This window comes from Mucilaginibacter sp. CSA2-8R, from assembly GCF_038806765.1.
Lineage (GTDB): Bacteria > Bacteroidota > Bacteroidia > Sphingobacteriales > Sphingobacteriaceae > Mucilaginibacter.
Map to the genome: position 1 here is coordinate 2,065,481 of NZ_CP152389.1, position 18,414 is coordinate 2,083,894.

Sequence of the window (18,414 nt, forward strand, 5' to 3'; positions counted from 1 at the left end):
TGAATAATGGAAAGAAGAGGATTTTTAAAAAGCAGCAGTTTACTTGCAGGCGGGTTGCTCATGAGCGGGCAAACTTTTGCAGCCGATGCCGGTCCGCTCAAAGTAGCCGTGATTGGCTGCGGCGACCGGGGCAAGGGCATTATGTATGTGATGAATGATTTGCCAGCCTTATTCAGAGTAACAGCCATTTGCGATGTGCTCGACTTCCGCTTAAAGGCCGCGCAAAACATCAGCAAGACATCTACACCAAAAGCGTATACCGATTACAGGAAGGTACTGGATGACAAGGACGTAGATGCCGTCATCATATCGGTACCTTTAAATATGCATTACCCCATCGCCTCGGCCGTTATTAAATCGGGGCGGCATTTGTACCTGGAAAAAACGATGACCTACAACGCCAACCAGGCAATGGATTTGGTAAAGCTCGTGGCCGGGCGCAACAAGCAAGTAGTGCAGGTGGGGCACCAATACCGTTACTCGCCGCTGTACTACAAAGTTAAAGAATACATCAATAAAGGTTACCTGGGCAAAGTTACCCAGGTGGATTGCCGCTGGGACCGCAATGGCAGCTGGCGCAGGGCAGTGCCCGAGCCGGGTTTAGAAAGGCAGATTAACTGGCGGATGTATAAAGAATATTCGGGCGGGCTTGTAGCAGAGCTGCTATCTCACCAGATGGATTTTATCAACTGGGCGTTTGATACGCATCCTACGCAGTTTCAGGCTGCAGGCGGGATAGATTTGTACAAAGACGGCCGCGAAACGTATGACAATGTGCAGGTGGTGGTGCGCTATGGCGAGGAGGGTATGGTGGGCAACTTTGGGGCTACCTGCGGTAACGCCCGTGATGGTTATCTGTTTAAAATCAAAGGCACCAAGGGCACTGTATCTTTGCTGACAGACCAGGGTATGTTTTATGCCGAAAAGGATTTGCTTAAAGAGCGAGGCCTGGTGGATGGGGTGACCGGTGCCACCAAAATAACCTGGGATAAAGAGGGCGGTGTACCTATCTTGCCCGAGCCTACCAAAGATGGTACCTGGTATGCCCTCAAAGATTTTTACGAGAAGGTAATGACCAATACCTTACCCGACTCCAACATTTACACCGGTGCCAAAACCGCCATTTGTGTGCATTTGGCCAACCAGGCTTTATACACTACCCAGCCCACTTACTGGAAAAAAGAGTATTCGGATATCAAAGCTTAAAACTATAGGATCTTACTTCAAAACGATACTATTTTTCTCTGCAATGATATTTTTCAATAATATTATTTACTTTACCAGCGGTTTTGGCAATAGGCACCTAGCAACAGTTACTGCCAGTACCCTCACGTGGTGAAGAATGACCATTATAAACCGCCATTGCAATTGTAAACCGTTAACTGCATGACACAGACGATATTTCGGCATGACCTATCGCCTGAACTTGCTGCGTTTCCGCATTTGCTCGAAATAGGCCTGATTAAAAACAGTACCATCACGCTTAATTCTTTTTTAAAAGAATGTTCTGAAGGTATCGGTTTACGTTTAGTAACCGAGGGCAAGTTTGACTGGCTGATTGACGGAAAAGCTTATACGGTTTATCCTGGAGATTTGGTGCTGCTGTTGCCCGGTCAATTTATTGGCGGCGACAACGACATTCTAAACATCGGGTCGTTTTACTCAATTAAAATTGCCGTACAAGATCAATGCCGGGTGTTGTTAGGAAAGTGGAGCATGCTGAGTCATAAAGAAAAAGTATCGGTTAACCAAATCCTAACGCATAACAGGCAAACACCTGTGGTTAACTTAAAAGATGCTCAAAACCTGATACATACGCTAATAAATGAGCTTAAAAATGAGGATGTTGGCCGCCAAAGTATGGTTAACCACCTGCTCGATCAGCTTTTAATTTATGCCTGCAGGCAACTGGTGCGTCAAAGTAACCTCAGGCGAGATTTTCCGCAAACGTTTTTTAGCCTTGAGCAAATACTGCGAAAAGACCTTGCCCACCAGTGGACAGTGGAAGAAATGGCCGTGCTTACCGGTATGGGAACCACGGTGTTTACCGAAAAAGTGAAGTCGTTTTCGGGCTTTTCGCCCATCAACTATTTAATAAACATACGTATCTCCGAAGCCATTAAAATGCTTAAACGGGGCGAAGCCAACGTAACTACTATTGCACATGCTACCGGCTTTTATTCGTCGCAGCACTTTGCTACTACTTTTAAAAAACTAACTGGTTACACACCAAGCGAGTATCGTAAAAACAATCTGTTTAAGTAAAGCATAATTAAAAGATTATGAACTGCATCATTACCATTGAGCTGGGCACCAACGCTGTACGTGTATTTGCCTTTGATTTTCAGGGAAAGGTTATTGGGTTTCAGAAAGGTACATATCCAACGTTTCATGATGAGCCCGACTACAGCGAGCAAGATCCTGAGCAGATGTTTATCACGATGCTTTACGTACTTAAACGGCTGCTCAACGAAGCAGTTTACCCCAAAAAGTATGGTGTAAGCTGCATCTGCTTCAGTTCGTCGATGCATAGTTTATTGGCGGTTGACGAGGACGGTGTACCACTGGGCAATGCCATTACCTGGGCAGATAACCGCGGTAAAAAAGAGGCGGGCTCATTAAAAGGCACGGCATTGGGCGATGCCATTTACCAGGCTACCGGAACACCTATTCACCCCATGTCGCCTTTGGTAAAAATTGCCTGGATGCGCAATCACGATCCCGAAAAGTTTACCTTGGCCCGTAAATTTTTGTCGGTCAAAAGTTTTGTGGTGCAACAGCTTACCGGTGCGTGTATTATTGATCATAGTATAGCATCAGCCACCGGGCTGATGAATATTCATACCCTAAACTGGGACGCATCGGCTCTAGAATTTGCAGGTATCAGTGCCGACAAACTTCCGGAACTTGTGCCGGTCAGCTATGCTGACATTCGCTTAAAGCGCGAATATCAAAAATCACTGCGATTATCAGATTCGGTTAAAATTCTTATTGGCTCGAGCGATGGGTGTTTGGCCACCCTGGGGGCCGGTGTGTGGGAGCCGGGGCGTGCAACCATCACTATCGAAGATAGCGGAGCATTCCGGGTAATTGGCGACAAAATTATTAAAGACTCGGCTCAGCGCTTGTTTAATTACCGGCTTACCGATAAACTAATTATTTCGGGCGGGCCAACCAACAACGGCGGCGTTGTTTTTGAATGGTTTGCTAACCAGTTCGGCGATCCAGGAACAAACTATGACCTGGACAAAACCATACAGGACATGGTTAAAGAAGCGTCGACGGCGACTGCCGGTTCTGACGGTTTAATTTTTTTGCCTTATCTTTTAGGTGAAAGGGCGCCTATCTGGAATGCCAATGCACGCGGATGCTATTTCGGCCTACACATCCGTCATGAGCGTAAACATATTATCAGGGCCACCATCGAAGGGATTTTATTTGAGATACTAAGCATTGGCAAAACCTTGGAAGCCTACCGCGAAATCAGTAGTCTTTCCATCAATGGCAGCTTCGCTTCTATACCTTTTTGCACACAAATGATAGCCGATATGTTTAATCGTCCGGTTAATACATTGAGTCATGGTGATAGCATAGGCGTGGGCGCATTTTTGTTAAGTGCTACCGAGTTAGGTATTTTCCCTAATCTTGAGCAGGCCTCGAAAGTAGTACAGATGCACGAAACCTTTATGCCCGATCCAAAGGCGCACCAGGTCTATCTTCAATACTTTAAAATTTTCGAGAGCCTCATCGCTAAAGTGGGGGATGAGTTTAATCAGTTAGCAATGTTACAAGGCAAATAATTTGTACAATCAAATTAAAGGCATTTAATAAAGCTTATGCCAGCTGCCAACGCAGATTGCAATACCGCTGGTTATATAAAACTTTAAGTATGATTGCTGTAAGTAGTTGATTTATTGATTATTATTGATACAAATGTGCTTCGTAAAACGTATCCTCGGTTTTTTGAAACATATAAAGACTACATCCTGTCTGCATATTATTTGTTAATCAGTTTCTAATAAATTGAGCTTTTGACAAAAATTAAATATCCTGAAAAGTTTTGTGCTTCTATTGCGATGATTATAGTGTGATATTGCCTTAAGTTAAAATATTATAATATTTAACCTGTTTTGCCATATTATCAACCTATTCACCCTCTAATAATTTGTACAAAATTCTACGTTGGTTTTTTTTGGAAGTATCTGCCTTTTAAGTTCTCCTTCTTTGTAAGGTAATCAATTATAGCCAACCCGGCTTTTACTTTATTAACTTAACAAGCGTACGCAGGTACGTAGGGCAGCTTATGCATGTATATCAACTCAAAGGCAAAGCAATTGTAAAGCACCATGGCGTGTTTTATACTTCAGAACAATGGCTATGGGATGCGTTTATCAACCGTGCCGGGCTTTATCAGCATATACTGGCCGACTTACAAGCCGCAACTCAGCATACCAATTTACCGCATCTGGAAAGTGAAGCCGGAGCGCCCGTATTGTCGCAAGAGGTTTGGGCATCGGGTGTAACTTATCTGCGCAGTCGTGAAGCCCGAATGCAGGAGTCGAAAGATGCTGGGGGAGGCGATTTTTACGCCAAAGTTTATAATGCCGAGCGGCCGGAGCTATTTTTTAAATCTGCACCTTACCGCGTGGTTGGGCACAATCAGTTAGTACGCATCCGCAAAGACTCGCAGTGGAATGTACCTGAGCCCGAACTAACGCTTTTTATTTGCAGTGAAGGTACTATTGAGGGATACACGGTTGGTAACGACATGTCATCGAGAGATATTGAGGGCGAAAATCCGCTTTATCTGCCGCAGGCAAAATCTTACGACGGTGCGGCCGCCTTAGGCCCATGCCTGTATGTACCCGAAAGTCCTATTGCCGAGGATACCCTTATTCAAATTCAAATCAAACGCGGACAGTCAACCGTTTTTCAGGATGAGATCCGCATTAGCCGGATGAAGCGTAAACATCAGGAACTTGTTGATTATCTGACGCGGGAAATGTCATTTCCTTCGGGCACGTATTTGATGACGGGTACCGGCATCGTTCCACCAGATGACTTTACGCTCAATACCGGAGATATAGTAAGTATCACGATTGAACATATAGGCACACTTACCAATACCGTAAGCCAGTAATCATCGCTGCATTTAACAGGTTGCTTATAAGGTATCAACCTGCAACTAATCCAATTATCAATTTTAGAATACGTCATAATTTATGTCAAAATACAGGAGTTCAGAATGGTTTGGTAAAGAAGGCAAAATGGGCTTTTTATACCGCAGCTGGATGAAAAACCAGGGTACACCCGATCATATGTTTGATGGCAGGCCCGTAATCGGCATCTGCAATACCTGGTCAGAACTTACGCCCTGTAATGCGCATTTCCGTGATCTGGCCGAGTCGGTTAAGAGGGGAGTGCTGGAAGCCGGCGGATTTCCGGTCGAGTTTCCAATTATGTCATTAGGCGAAACTCTGCTAAAACCAACGGCCATGCTTTTTCGCAATCTGGCCAGTATGGATACTGAAGAATCTATCCGTGGTAACCCGATTGATGGTGTTGTGCTTTTAACCGGCTGTGATAAAACCACGCCATCAACTATGATGGGTGCTGCCAGCGTTGATATTCCGACGATTGTAGTTCCAGGAGGGCCGATGCTTAACGGTAAATTCAGGGGTAAAGATATTGGTTCGGGCACCGCGGTTTGGAAACTGACTGACGACTTGAAAACCAATAAAATAACACTGACCGATTACCTTGCTGCAGAGGGTTGCATGTCGAGAAGTGCCGGCCACTGCATGACGATGGGTACTGCATCAACCATGGCTTGTATGGTAGAGTCGCTGGGCATGTGTTTGCCCGGATCGGCGGCAACACCAGCGGTAGATTCGCGTAAAAAAGTACTTGCTCACATGTCGGGCCGCCGTATTGTGGAGATGGTTAAAGAAGATCTTAAAATATCTAAGGTATTAACCAGAGCTGCCTTCGAAAACGCCATTAAAGTAAACGCTGCTATCGGTGGTTCGTCAAACTTCGTTATCCACCTAACCGCAATAGCGGGGAGGATAGGCGTAGAGCTTACCTTAGATGATTTTGACCGTCTAGGGAGTAAGATACCACTATTGCTGAACCTGATGCCATCAGGCCAGTACCTGATGGAAGACTTTTATTATGCAGGTGGTCTGCCGGTTATCATTGATCAGTTAAGGGCCGGGCTGGATATGGAAACTATTACAGTTACAGGCCATGGGCATGCAGAGAATGTAAGCACTTTGAAAGACTGCTATAATACCGATGTAATTGCTCCTTACAAGCAGCCATTACTGCCCGAGGCGGGTATTGCCGTACTTAAAGGTAACCTGGCCGTAAACGGTGCGGTAATTAAGCCTTCGGCAGCATCGCCTCACTTGATGACGCATACCGGCAGGGCGGTGGTGTTTGCCACTATCGAAGATTACCATGCCAACGTAGACAACCCCGATCTGGATATTGACGAAACCTGCGTAATGGTATTACAAAACGTAGGGCCAGTAGGCTATCCAGGTATGCCCGAAGTAGGCAATATGGTTTTACCTCAAAAAATACTCGATAAAGGTATAACTGATATGGTGCGGATATCCGACGGCCGCATGAGCGGCACGGCTTATGGCACGGTAGTGCTGCATGTATCGCCCGAGGCAGCCATTGGCGGTACTTTGGCGCTGGTACAAAACGGCGATATGATAACGCTTGACGTGCCCGCTCGTAAATTACACCTGGAGGTATCTGACGAAGAACTGGAACGTCGCCGCGCTGCCTGGGTAAAACCGGCTTATCATACCAGCCGGGGCTATGTATCTATGTACCAGCGGCATGTACAGCAGGCTGATAAAGGAGCCGATCTGGACTTTCTGGTTGGCAGTTCGGGGTCTGATGTCCAGCGCGATTCACACTAAGTAACACTGTTAAGTTTGATGATTTTATTGACGTTGTTTGCTTGTATTGTATTGCTGGTAGTGTTAATTACCTGGGTAAAAGCTAATGCCTTCATCAGCTTTGTATGCACTGCTATAGTAGCTGGCCTACTGCTGGGTATGCCTGCCGGCGACATCATGAAGTCGGTTAACAAGGGTATTGGCGAAAGCCTTGGATCGGTAGCTGCCGTTATTATTTTCGGGGCAATGCTGGGTAAAATAGTAGCCGAAAGCGGAGCTGCCCTACAAATAAGCAGTTTAATGCACCGCATATTCGGTTTTAAGTACATCAGGTATGCCATGGCGTTTACCGGCCTCATTATAGGCATACCACTGTATTATAACGTCGGTTTCATTCTGGCTGTTCCTATCATTTTTTCAATCGCTTATCAGTACAAGCTGCCATCGGTGTATGTTGGTTTGCCTATGCTTACGGCACTTTCGGTAATGCATGGCTTTTTGCCGCCGCACCCGTCGCCCATGTCATTAATAGGCATTTTTAATGCCGATTTAACCAAAACATTTTTATACGGCTTTATCATTGCCATACCCACTATCATCATTGCCGGGCCGGTGTTTGCCGGGCGTTTCCGCAATTTTGTAAGGCACTCAGGTTTAGTATCAGCCCCTGCCGAAAAGGTGGGCCAGCACCAATTACCTGGTATGCTTAACAGCGTCGTTTCATCAATTTTACCTGTAATGTTAATTGCCGTTGCCAGCGTAATTGCGCTATTTGCAGCCCCTAAAAGCGCATTGGTCAATACCTTTCATTTTATAGGCGACCCAACGGTGGCCATGCTTATTACCTTGATGGTTACTACAGTAACATTAGGCACGGCTCATGGCAAACCGGTTAGGGAGGTAATGGCCTGCTATACCGGCGCTATTAAAGATGTAGCTATGATTTTGCTCATCATCGGTAGTGCAGGGGCCCTTAAACAAATATTTGTCGACAGCAAATTCAGCGACCAGCTCAGCACTATGTTAGGGAGCTACGCTATCAATCCGCTATTACTGGCCTGGGCAGTTACAGCTTTATTGCGGGTGTGTCTGGGCTCTGCCACGGTAGCCGGCCTTACTGCTGCTGGTATACTGTACCCACTGGCTGTGCATTCGGGTGCAAATCCTAACCTGCTAGTGTTGTCTATCGGAGCCGGCAGCCTTTTTGGTTCGCATGTAAACGACTCAGCTTTCTGGCTTTACAAAGAATACTTTCAGTTGAGCCTAAAAGAAACCTTTAAATCATGGACAGCCATGGAAACTATGGTTTCGGTACTCGGTTTGGCCGGCGTGCTCATCCTTAATATGATTATGTAAACGATAAAATTAATAATATGAATTTATACCCCAAAACTTAACGTAACCCCCGTTTTCTATCACAACAAATCTCCACTCGTTAACCGGTAGCGCCAATCTAACCGGTAAGCAATGATTTAACTTAACTGAAGCTTTTATTATGAAGAAGAATTACTTAAACTGCGTTTTAATGCGGAGTTACATGCCGTACCTGGTGCTAAGCTTTTGCTCGCTATCAGTGTCGGCCACGGCTTACGCTAATGTAAAAAAAACCGATGCTCCGGTCAGTTCCTTGTCGTTAAAAATGGTTGATGCCGACTTTGCCGTGTCAGGCCGGGTAACCGACGAAAAAGGAGAACCGTTGGCGGGCGTTTCTATTAAAGAGCAAGGTACCACTAAAGGTACCGTAACCGATGTGGGTGGTAACTACACCATACGGGTTACCGACAGAAGTGCTGTTTTAACATTTGATTATATTGGATTTAACTCCAAAACGGTTGCTGTATCTGGCAATAACGTTGTTAATGTAACACTGGCAGCTAAAAACAATGCCCTAACCGACGTAGTCGTTACTGCGCTGGGTATTAAGCGCGAAGCCAAAAAGGTGGGCTACGCAGCCGAAACTGTTAAGGTGGCCGAAATTACTACCAACCGCACTACCAATTTTGCGAATGCCCTAGAAGGTAAGGTGGCCGGTTTGGATATATCGCCACCAGCCAGCGGCCCTGGCGGTAGCACAAAAGTCCGTTTGCGCGGGCAATCGTCATTTCAGGGTGATAACTCACCGCTGATTGTGCTTAACGGCTTGCCTTTATCGCAAGAAGCCAGTGGTGCCAACAGCTACACCCAGATTGTAGATTTGGGCGACAATCTGCAACAGATTAACCCGGACGATATTGAGTCGATGACTGTGCTTAAAGGTGCTACCGCAGCTGCCTTGTATGGTGCCCGCGCCAGCAACGGTGCTATAATCATCACTACCAAAACCGGCAGTAAAAACGCTGGTATCGGTATTGAATTTACCTCAAACTTTACGCAAAACCAAGCTCTCGATTTTACTGATTTCCAGTATGAGTATGGTCAGGGCGAAAACAACGTAAGGCCAAAAACACAAGGCGAGGCACAAAGCTCGGGCGGCTGGAGTTTTGGTGAGAAGTTTGACAATGCGCCCACCTTTCAGTTTGATGGTGTTCAGCGTCCGTATGCTCCGGAAAAAAACCGGGTGCGTAAATTTTTCAGGCTGGCTAATTCTTGGACCAATACACTGGCTATGTCAGGCGGTAATGAAAAGGGAAGCTTCAGGTTTGCTTACTCTAATCAGGATGCGCAGGGCATAGTACCTAATAATGATTATCACAAAAAGATATTTAACCTGGGTTTAAACTACAGCTTTACACCTAAGCTAACTGCGCAAGTTTACATCAATTACGACCACGAACAAAATAATAATGCGCCGGTGGTGGGCATTCAGGGCGGTTCTATACCTACTTACATCTATCGCTTTTCCAATTCAATCAATTTAGATGTTTTGCGAGATGGTGCAGTGGATGCCAGCGGCAATGAAACGCCTACCTCGCGTTTCAACACATTAACCAACCCTTACTGGTTAATGGGCCGACAGTTTAACAAGCAAACCAAGGATCATTTATTGGGTACAGCGACAATCCGTTACCAGTTTTTTGATTGGCTTTACGCGCAGGGCCGTGTAAATATGGACTATCTGGTAACACCTTTTGAGCGTAATGATCCAACCGGTTCGCGGTTCTTATCGCCTGCACCTGCCGGGCAGTATGCCGGTTTGTATACCGTTAACAACACTACCAGCCGCCAGCTAAACATGGACTTTTTGGTAGGCGGTGCGCATAAATGGGGCGATTTTAGTTTAGATGCCAGCTTTGGCGGTAATACATTCCCGTCATATTATCAAAACTTTACCGAAACGGCCACCAACTTTTACGTACGTGATTTATATACCATTGGTAACGGCGTTACCACTACCTCATCGTATAATGTAGCCCGTTCTAAGATCAACTCTTTGTACGGCTCGGCAGAGTTGGGTTACAAATCTTACCTGTTTTTAAACTTAACCGGCAGAAACGATTGGTTTTCGGTGTTAAGCCCCGAAAGTAACCATTACTTTTACCCATCGGTAAGCGGTAGCTTTGTATTCTCAGAGTTTTTAAAATCAAAGCCAACCTGGCTTAATTTTGGTAAAATCAGGGCATCTTATGCCTATGTAGGCAGCGCAAATGGTATTGGAGCCTACAGCAATTCACTTACGTTCGGCATTCAGCAAAATTTATTCAATGGTTTACCTTTAGGATTAATCAACAATGCCGGTACGCCCAACCTCAACTTAAAACCTTACTCGGTACAAGAGAAAGAGGTAGGCTTGGAGTTGCATTTGCTCGATAACCGCGTTAACCTTGACGTGGCCGCCTATAACAAAAAAACCACTAACCAGATATTAAACATCGCTATCTCAAACGCCTCAGGTTATACCAGTACAACAGTAAATCTTGGAAGCCTGCAAAATCAGGGCTTAGAGTTTAACCTGGAGGTGGTACCTGTTAAGGAAAGAAACTTTGTATGGCGCTCATCTTTTAACACGGCGCTTAACCGTTCTAAGGTATTAGCATTGGCTAACGGTCAGCAACAATTACAGGTAGGTGCCGGCGAATTCTTTGGCGCCATAATACATCAGGTGGGGCTCCCGCTTAATCAAATTCAGGGGGCTACTTTTCGCCGCGATGCTAATGGCAACATTATTTTGTCGGGCGGTAAACCGCTGGCCAGCACGCTGCCGGTTTTATTTGGAAGCGCACTGCCCAAAGCAACCGGTGGCTGGATAAACAACTTTAACTATAAAAAACTAACCCTGATGGTGCATATTGATTACAAGGCAGGTGGCAAAATGTTATCGAGCTCCAACCTCAACTTTTTACGCCAGGGTTTGTCTAAAGCATCATTACCAGGCCGTGAAGGCGGCGTAATTTTTCCGGGTGTAAACCAGGACGGTACACCGAATACCACTGCTGTAAATGCTGAGGATTTTTACGCCAACTACCGTTCGCAAAACATTCTTGATCCTTTTATTTACAACAGTAGCTTTGTTAAGCTCAGAAACCTCTCATTAGGTTATGATTTTTCGAGCTTTATTAATAAAAAATATATCAAGGCACTGGTGCTGTCGGCCGTATGCCACAACGTGCTGATCATTAAAAAGTACGTAGATAACATTGATCCAGAAGCCATGTCTTACAGCGGTGACGCCCTGACCGGTTACGAGCAGGCCTCGTTGCCTACCGTGCGCACCTATGGATTTAACCTTAACGTGAAATTTTAACAGCCAGTTATGAAGAAGTTTACCATACTTTCGATAACCTCTATGTGTATCGCGCTTATGATGAGTTGCGATAAGGGGTTTCGCGAACTCAACATCAACCCCAACAATCCAACATCGCTCGACGCTTCGTTTCTGTTTACCAATGCGGAGTATTCTAACTATAACTCTTTGTTTGAGTTTGAACCTACCGTTGTACAACAGTTTGTGAATCCGTTTGGCGGTATAACCTCAGCATTCAACTTTAACGTGCTGAATCAAACATTTACTTCAGCCCGCTGGAACAATACTTATAACGGATCTGTAAAACTGATAGCACAGGTAATAAGCCAGACCAAAGATGAGCCTGCAAGGTCTAACTTATACAACGAAGCGCGGATATGGCGTGCTTACCAGTTTATGACTTTAGTGGATACCTATGGCGATGTGCCTTACAGCGAAGCCGGACAGGCTTACCTGACAGGAGTTACTACGCCTAAGTACGATAAACAGCAGGATATTTATAGCGATATTGTAAAAGAACTTACCCAAGCTTCAGCAGCACTCGATCCGTCTAAAGACATCGTTACGGCTGATCTTTTTTATGCCGGTAACGTTGCGCAATGGAAAAAGTTAGGTTACTCGCTATTGCTTCGTGCCGGTATGCGTTATTCTAAAGCTGACCCGGCCAAAGCGCAAACCATTGTGACTGCCGCAGTAGCAGGAGGGGTGATGCAGTCAAACAGCGACAACTGCGTAATTAAGTACTCGCAGCAATATCCCAATGTGGTAAGTACAGGCGTTTCCGTGTTGACCAATACCTATTACCTGGCCGAGCCTTTTGTTACACAGTTAAAATCGACCAAAGACCCGCGCCTCAAATATTTTTCTGCTAAATATGCCGATCCTGGAAAGGCGCCAAGTTTAGTTGGCGACACAACAACAGCAAATCAATTTGGTCTGCCCGTAGGTTACGATTCGGGCACTTTGCCTACAGCGCCTGGTTATCGGGGTTCAGTTGGTGCCGGATTTAATTACTCGCAGGTAAATTATGCAGTAATAGCTAAAGTAACCACACCGCAGTTTATAGTAACGTACGCCCAAACGCAGCTTTTACTGGCCGAGGCTGCCTACCGCGGGTGGATTAGTGGTACCCCGGCCTCAACTTATTACAATGCCGGTGTAAGAGCGGCCTTAGATCAGGTGGTAGCCTATGATGCCAGCGCAGTGATTCCGGCAAACACGCAAACTGTTTATTTAAATACGCCGGGCGTAGCTTATAACGATGCCAACGCGTTGCAACTCATCAACACGCAATATTGGATAAACTCGTTTATGAACGGACCTGAAGCGTGGGCCAATTTCAGGAGGTCGGGCTTCCCGGCGCTTGCGCCCAATCGCTATTCTGGCAGGCAAATTAAAGGAGACTTTGTGCGCAGGTTTAGTTATCCGCAATCAGAAGCGTCGGTTAATGCTGATAATTACCGCGCAGCAGTAGCCAGCATTGGCGGCAGCGATGATTTGGATACTCGCGTTTTTTGGGATAAATAAGCCCGGTTGAACAAAAGTGTAAGCTTATTGCATGTCAGTATCATCATTCCAAAACGCTGCTATGTAGCTTTGAGCAATCAGGCAATATTTAATAAATAATGCCTGCCTGTAAAATCGCCTTTATTTAAAGGCGATTTTACATTGATTTAAATTAAAAACTTAAAAACCTATGATTGGCATAACAATAAAAAAAGGGTTGTTGGTGGGTATCGCTGCTTCGTTAGGCTTTATGCTTAGCATCGGTTATGCACAAACCAATAGCCCTACAGCTAAGGCTACCTCGCGCGTAATTGAAGATGGAGGATCGGGAAAATATAAAGCAGTTATGCTGCAAGAGGCCTCGTTACCTACGCATACGGTTTTCCGGCCGGCAGATTTAAAATCATTTGGCGGCACTAATAAGCTGCCTATTATAGCCTGGGGTAATGGTGCTTGCGCCAACTCTCCGTGGGAGCACGTTAATTTTTTATCGGAGGTGGCTTCGCACGGCTTTTTGGTGGTGGCCATTGGCCCTATGCCGCAAGAGGGTGAGCATGGTGGTGGCAGGTCCACATCATCACAGATGAAAGACGCTATTGACTGGGCTATTGCGCAAAACAACGATAAGAGCAGCCCTTTGTATAAAAAGGTTGATGTTAGTAAAGTGGCAGTAAGCGGTATGTCTTGCGGTGGCTTACAAACCCTTGAAAACGCAACCGATCCACGGGTAACCACCACCGTGGTTTGCAACAGCGGTATATTTATCAATCCCGGTACAGGTATGCCTGGTATGCCTGCATTAACTAAGGACCAACTGGCTAAGCTGCATACACCTACCCTTTATTTGTTGGGTGGCGAAAAGGATATTGCTTATAAAAACGGGATGGATGATTACCGGAATATTAATCATGTCCCGGTTTTTGTGGCCAATATGGATGTGGGCCACGGCGGAACGTACGGCAAGCCGCACGGTGGCGAATTTGCCAGGGTAGCATCGGCCTGGTACGAGTGGCAGCTCAGGGGCGACAAACAAGCCGGGCAGTTATTTACCGGTAACCCACCGGGCCTGGCAAAAGATACGCAATGGACGGTGGAAAAAAAGAATATGAAATAAGACTGTGATAATAATTTTAATCCGTTAGCCGGAACGTTCGGCTCTGTATTTTTACCAATAACCTATTATAAACTTAAATACCTGATAAGATGTATAGTAAATTATTTTCTGTAACCCTGGCTGCTGCATTATGTGGCAGTTTAGGCCAGCTAAAGGCGCAAACCAATGTTGCCGACGACTTTAAACCTTCGATGCTTAACCAGCCAGGACAGGAGTATCCGCAGGTCAATTCTCAGGGTTATGCCCGTTTTCGCATCAAGGCACCCCAGGCTGATAGTGTTAAAGTGAGTTTGGGTTTGGGTGGTCGCGGTGGCACCAAACTGAGTAAAGGGAGCGACGGTTATTTTACCGGCACTACGGAAGGGCCAATGGATGAAGGTTTTCACTATTATCATTTAACCGTTGACGGCGGTACGTTTAATGATCCAGGAACACTAAACTACTATGGCTCTACCCGTTGGGAAAGCGGCATCGAGATACCAGCCCGTGATCAGGATTTTTACTCGCTTAAAAATGTTCCTCACGGCAACGTTCAGCAAATCTTATATCCGTCGGCCAGCACCGGTACATCGCGGCGTGCTTATGTATATACCCCGCCAGGTTACGAAAAAGAAAAATCTAAAAAGTACCCCGTACTTTATTTACAGCATGGCTGGGGCGAGGACGAAACGGCCTGGAGTAACCAGGGCCGTGCTAACCTGATTATGGATAATTTGATTGCCGAAGGTAAAACAAAACCATTCATCATTGTAATGACCTACGGTATGACCAACGAAGTTAAATTCGGCGGTCTGCGAAACTTCAAGGTAGATAACTTTCAGACCGTGTTAACTGATGAACTGATTCCTTATGTAGATGTAAATTTCCGTACCATGGCCGACAGGGCTCACCGTGCTATGGGAGGCTTATCTATGGGAGGAATGGAAACACATGCTATTACGCTGGCCAAACCCGATACGTTTGGGTACTATGCTTTGTTGAGTGGTGGCCTGTACACACCCGAAGAAACAGCCGGCAAAGCCAAACCTATGTTGATATTTATGAGCTGCGGTAGCCGCGAACGGCCGGACGGTGTTAAAACTGCTGCTGCTAACCTAAAAAGCGCAGGTTACAACGCCGTATCATATGTGTCTGAAAACACAGGACACGAGTTTCAAACCTGGCGCCGTAGCCTGCACGAACTTGCACCTATGCTATTTACGAAGTAATTATTCCACGTAATTAAGCCAATCTTTAAACCTATCATCCATGAAAGTTAACCATAATGCCGTTTTACTATTTGCTGCAGCCCTGTGCCTAAACGGAATATGCCATGCACAAACCAATACCGAAAGTTCCGCGTCGAATTTTAAGCCTGCTAGTACTAATCAGCAGGGGAAAATGTACCCGCAGGTAAATAGTGACCGAAAAGTGAAAGCAGGCGTCATGGCGCCGCAGGCCAGTAAAGTTCAGTTGGATTTAGGCGGTAAACGGTATGATTTGGTTAAAGATGACAAAGGTATGTGGACTGGCGAGTCGGAGCCGCAGGACGAAGGATTTCATTACTATCAAATACAGATTGACGGTGCTGCTGTACCTGATTCAAACAGTAAATATTTCTATGGTGCCGGCCGATGGGGCAGTGGCATTGAGATACCCGCGCACGATCAGGATTTTTATGGCTTAAAAAATGTACCACACGGGTTGGTAAGCGAAAATATTTATTTTTCGAAATTAACCCAGGCATGGCGGCGTTGTTTTGTTTACACGCCGCCATCTTATACGGCTAATGCCGGTACTCGCTACCCGGTACTTTACCTGCAGCACGGCAGTGGCGAAGATGAAACCGGCTGGATAGCACAAGGCCATGCAAACCTGATTCTGGATAATTTAATCAGCGATAAAAAAGCCGCCGAAATGATTATAGTGATGGATAACGGTTACGCCTTTAAGCCAAACGCCAGCACAGCCATTGTAAACAACCAACCACCGGCACCTGTTTTTGAAGAGGTGATGATACAGGAAATCATCCCCATGATTGATGCCAAGTTCAGGACGCGGGCCAATCGCGACAACCGGGCTATTGCAGGCCTGTCTATGGGGGCTAACCAAACCATGCGCATCATCATGAATCATCTCGACACCTTTTCGGCCATCGGCGGCTTTAGCGGTACGCCTAATTATCCCAATGGTGATAAGCTTGACCCTGCGGTATTTTTGGATGGAAAGTTTAAAAACGGAGCCGACGTTAACCGTAAGCTCAAAGTTTTGTGGTTGAGCCTGGGTACTAAAGAACCAAAACCGTTTCCGGCATCAGTAGGTGCATTTAAGCAGATGCTTGATAAGCAGAAGATAAAATATGTATATGCCGAGTCTGCCGAAACAGGGCACGAGTGGCAAAGCTGGCGCCGGGCTCTGCATGGTTATCTGCCGCTGTTGTTTAAAAACTAAACGCTTTTAAGAAGCCTTATTATGCATAGCTTGTTGTAATCCGTTTACGGCACAAATAAATGAAGAGTGTACAAAAGTTTGAGGGAAATTACCCAGCATCTTATAACTTCTAAGATCCATTTCTTCACTAAAATAGCCAAGATCATTGGCGCAGCCCTGCATGGCGTGCAGTATGGCTTCTGATTTAGACAGATTACCCGCCAAGGCATAATAATGTGCCATCCAGCAACTGGCTGCTAAAAATACACCTTCTTGGCTCGAGTCAAATTCTAATAAATGCCTGCGGTATAAATGCCCTTCGGCATACCGTTGCTCAATAGCTGCAATGGTTTTAACCATGGTAGGGTTGCTGGCCTCCACAAAGCCAAAAGGTACAAACAATGCGCAGGCAATATCCACATCTTCTGAGCCTGCGTAAACAGCATAAGCACCATCAGTGGTAAGGCAATTTTGTGCAATAAAATTACGAATAAGGCCAGCGTTGTACAGCCAGCGTTCTGCCCTTTCGGCATTGGGCTGGTAAGGCGCCATTACCTCCAACGCACGTGCAGCTAATGCTTTACTCGAGGTGTAATGTTGCACCTGTTCTTCTTCCCAAATACCGTTGTCTTTTCTTTCCCAGTTTTTACAGATATAATCGGCAAGGGTTTCTACAATGTCCCATTCTTCCTTATTGTTTAGTTTACTATAAATAGCACCGCAAGCTAACAATATGCTCGACTCCGCATCTAACTGAAACTGACTTGCGGCATTATTCCCAACCAATAACGGTTGGCTATTGCAGTATCCCTTGAGTGGAAGATCTTGTGCCTCGGTCCTGACGGATTGATTAATGCCGTAGAAACAGGATGCATGAGTTTGCTTGTTTTTTTGCATGGCACCAGCAATAAAAGATAGAAAGTTTTGCTCAACCTTGCCATCGGTTTTCAGGCCTACCAATGATGATGTTACCAGGGCGGCATCGCGCATCCAAACATACCGGTAGTCGTAGTTGCGCTTGCCGCCAATAACTTCGGGCAAACCTAGGGTAGGGGCGGCTATTATGCCGCCGGTAGGTTCGTATACTAATTGCTGTAAGGCCCGCAGCGAGTTGCAAACTTCTTTTTCAAACAAACCTTTATAGTCTATATGCTTTTCAATTTCTTGCCACGCCATTAAAGTAGTTTGTAGTGCATCATCCATCCCGCCTTCGTTAAACTGCTCACTGTCAATAAGTGCAGCCCAGCCTTTTTCGCCATCCGGAACTGTATATGAAATTATATCATTATCAACCTGCAAAGCGTGTGAGCAATGCAGCCATTGATTTGTGCCGATAAGTTCTATACAGTAGCCATCGCGTTGCAAAAGCTGAATAGCATTTAAGCCATAATTAGCCCGAACGCGAACTTTAGCTGTAATTACTGCTGGAGCGGTATCAGTTTTTCGGCAGATGCCATTTAATTGTGTACCAATCGGCATAAAGTCGGTTACCGTAAACGGTGTGCCGTTTACGTCAAAATGAGTATGCAGTACGCTGCTGCGCCCTGAAAATCCTCTACTTACGAAACGCTTACAATCAAACTGTAAGTCCCAAAAACCGCCTTGGTCTTCATCAATTAATGACGAAAATATAGCCGGGTGATCAAATGCTTCGGGGCAATACCATGATAAGGTAGCATCTTTATCGAGCAGGGCACAGGTTTGGCGATCGCTGATTACACCCAGCGACGAAATATCAGGTTGTTTCATAGCAGCAGAATAATATATATCCTAACAGGCATAACCTG

Annotated in this window: 12 protein-coding genes; 11 read left to right on the plus strand and 1 reads right to left on the minus strand. The window is 45.7% G+C overall.

The annotated features are described in order from the left end of the window. Positions 1 to 6 precede the first annotated feature (6 nt). The 11 genes from AAGR14_RS08740 to AAGR14_RS08790 all read left to right on the plus strand — a co-directional run bounded on the left by AAGR14_RS08740 (position 7) and on the right by AAGR14_RS08790 (position 16,648). Positions 7 to 1,206, plus strand: a complete 1,200-nt coding sequence (locus tag AAGR14_RS08740; RefSeq protein WP_342648206.1) for a Gfo/Idh/MocA family oxidoreductase — start codon at positions 7 to 9, stop codon at positions 1,204 to 1,206. Between the two features lie 180 nt (positions 1,207 to 1,386). Beyond that, complete coding sequence (locus tag AAGR14_RS08745; RefSeq protein WP_342648207.1) at positions 1,387 to 2,265, plus strand: AraC family transcriptional regulator; 879 nt, start codon at positions 1,387 to 1,389, stop codon at positions 2,263 to 2,265. Between the two features lie 17 nt (positions 2,266 to 2,282). Continuing rightward, positions 2,283 to 3,800, plus strand: coding sequence for a gluconokinase (locus AAGR14_RS08750; protein WP_342648208.1), 1,518 nt, complete (start codon positions 2,283 to 2,285; stop codon positions 3,798 to 3,800). A gap of 503 nt (positions 3,801 to 4,303) precedes the next feature. Continuing rightward, on the plus strand, positions 4,304 to 5,140 hold the full coding sequence (locus AAGR14_RS08755; RefSeq protein WP_342648209.1) for a fumarylacetoacetate hydrolase family protein: 837 nt from the start codon (positions 4,304 to 4,306) through the stop codon (positions 5,138 to 5,140). An 82-nt stretch (positions 5,141 to 5,222) separates the two neighbouring features. Then, the gene (locus AAGR14_RS08760; protein ID WP_342648210.1) at positions 5,223 to 6,938 is read left to right on the plus strand and encodes an IlvD/Edd family dehydratase; all 1,716 of its coding nucleotides are present in this window, start codon (positions 5,223 to 5,225) and stop codon (positions 6,936 to 6,938) included. Positions 6,939 to 6,956: 18 nt separating this feature from the next. Next, positions 6,957 to 8,273 carry a gluconate:H+ symporter gene (locus AAGR14_RS08765; protein WP_342648688.1) on the plus strand — a complete coding sequence of 439 codons (1,317 nt, stop codon included), beginning with the start codon at positions 6,957 to 6,959 and terminating at the stop codon, positions 8,271 to 8,273. Positions 8,274 to 8,412: 139 nt separating this feature from the next. Then, complete coding sequence (locus AAGR14_RS08770; protein ID WP_342648211.1) at positions 8,413 to 11,598, plus strand: SusC/RagA family TonB-linked outer membrane protein; 3,186 nt, start codon at positions 8,413 to 8,415, stop codon at positions 11,596 to 11,598. Between the two features lie 9 nt (positions 11,599 to 11,607). Next, positions 11,608 to 13,125 carry a SusD/RagB family nutrient-binding outer membrane lipoprotein gene (locus AAGR14_RS08775; protein WP_342648212.1) on the plus strand — a complete coding sequence of 506 codons (1,518 nt, stop codon included), beginning with the start codon at positions 11,608 to 11,610 and terminating at the stop codon, positions 13,123 to 13,125. Between the two features lie 169 nt (positions 13,126 to 13,294). Continuing rightward, entirely contained in the window at positions 13,295 to 14,218 is a 924-nt protein-coding gene (locus tag AAGR14_RS08780) for an alpha/beta hydrolase (protein WP_342648213.1), read from the plus strand. 89 nt (positions 14,219 to 14,307) lie between these two features. After that, positions 14,308 to 15,426 (plus strand): alpha/beta hydrolase-fold protein, encoded by a 1,119-nt coding sequence (locus AAGR14_RS08785; RefSeq protein WP_342648214.1) that lies wholly within the window; start codon positions 14,308 to 14,310, stop codon positions 15,424 to 15,426. 40 nt (positions 15,427 to 15,466) lie between these two features. Then, on the plus strand, positions 15,467 to 16,648 hold the full coding sequence (locus tag AAGR14_RS08790) for an alpha/beta hydrolase-fold protein (protein ID WP_342648215.1): 1,182 nt from the start codon (positions 15,467 to 15,469) through the stop codon (positions 16,646 to 16,648). A gap of 6 nt (positions 16,649 to 16,654) precedes the next feature. Here the strand turns inward: AAGR14_RS08790 and AAGR14_RS08795 are convergent, their stop codons facing one another. After that, positions 16,655 to 18,376 carry a glycoside hydrolase family 15 protein gene (locus tag AAGR14_RS08795; protein WP_342648216.1) on the minus strand — a complete coding sequence of 574 codons (1,722 nt, stop codon included), beginning with the start codon at positions 18,374 to 18,376 and terminating at the stop codon, positions 16,655 to 16,657. Positions 18,377 to 18,414: the final 38 nt, after the last annotated feature.

Excerpts from the sequence above, each read along its gene's own strand:
- AAGR14_RS08745 (WP_342648207.1), top strand. The coding sequence starts at position 1,387 with ATGACACAGACGATATTTCGGCATGACCTATCGCCTGAACTTGCTGCG.
- AAGR14_RS08785 (WP_342648214.1), top strand. The coding sequence starts at position 14,308 with ATGTATAGTAAATTATTTTCTGTAACCCTGGCTGCTGCATTATGTGGC.
- AAGR14_RS08775 (WP_342648212.1), top strand. The coding sequence starts at position 11,608 with ATGAAGAAGTTTACCATACTTTCGATAACCTCTATGTGTATCGCGCTT.
- AAGR14_RS08750 (WP_342648208.1), top strand. The coding sequence starts at position 2,283 with ATGAACTGCATCATTACCATTGAGCTGGGCACCAACGCTGTACGTGTA.
- AAGR14_RS08740 (WP_342648206.1), top strand. The coding sequence starts at position 7 with ATGGAAAGAAGAGGATTTTTAAAAAGCAGCAGTTTACTTGCAGGCGGG.
- AAGR14_RS08770 (WP_342648211.1), top strand. The coding sequence starts at position 8,413 with ATGAAGAAGAATTACTTAAACTGCGTTTTAATGCGGAGTTACATGCCG.
- AAGR14_RS08765 (WP_342648688.1), top strand. The coding sequence starts at position 6,957 with ATGATTTTATTGACGTTGTTTGCTTGTATTGTATTGCTGGTAGTGTTA.
- AAGR14_RS08780 (WP_342648213.1), top strand. The coding sequence starts at position 13,295 with ATGATTGGCATAACAATAAAAAAAGGGTTGTTGGTGGGTATCGCTGCT.
- AAGR14_RS08760 (WP_342648210.1), top strand. The coding sequence starts at position 5,223 with ATGTCAAAATACAGGAGTTCAGAATGGTTTGGTAAAGAAGGCAAAATG.
- AAGR14_RS08755 (WP_342648209.1), top strand. The coding sequence starts at position 4,304 with ATGCATGTATATCAACTCAAAGGCAAAGCAATTGTAAAGCACCATGGC.
- AAGR14_RS08795 (WP_342648216.1), bottom strand. The coding sequence starts at position 18,376 with ATGAAACAACCTGATATTTCGTCGCTGGGTGTAATCAGCGATCGCCAA.
- AAGR14_RS08790 (WP_342648215.1), top strand. The coding sequence starts at position 15,467 with ATGAAAGTTAACCATAATGCCGTTTTACTATTTGCTGCAGCCCTGTGC.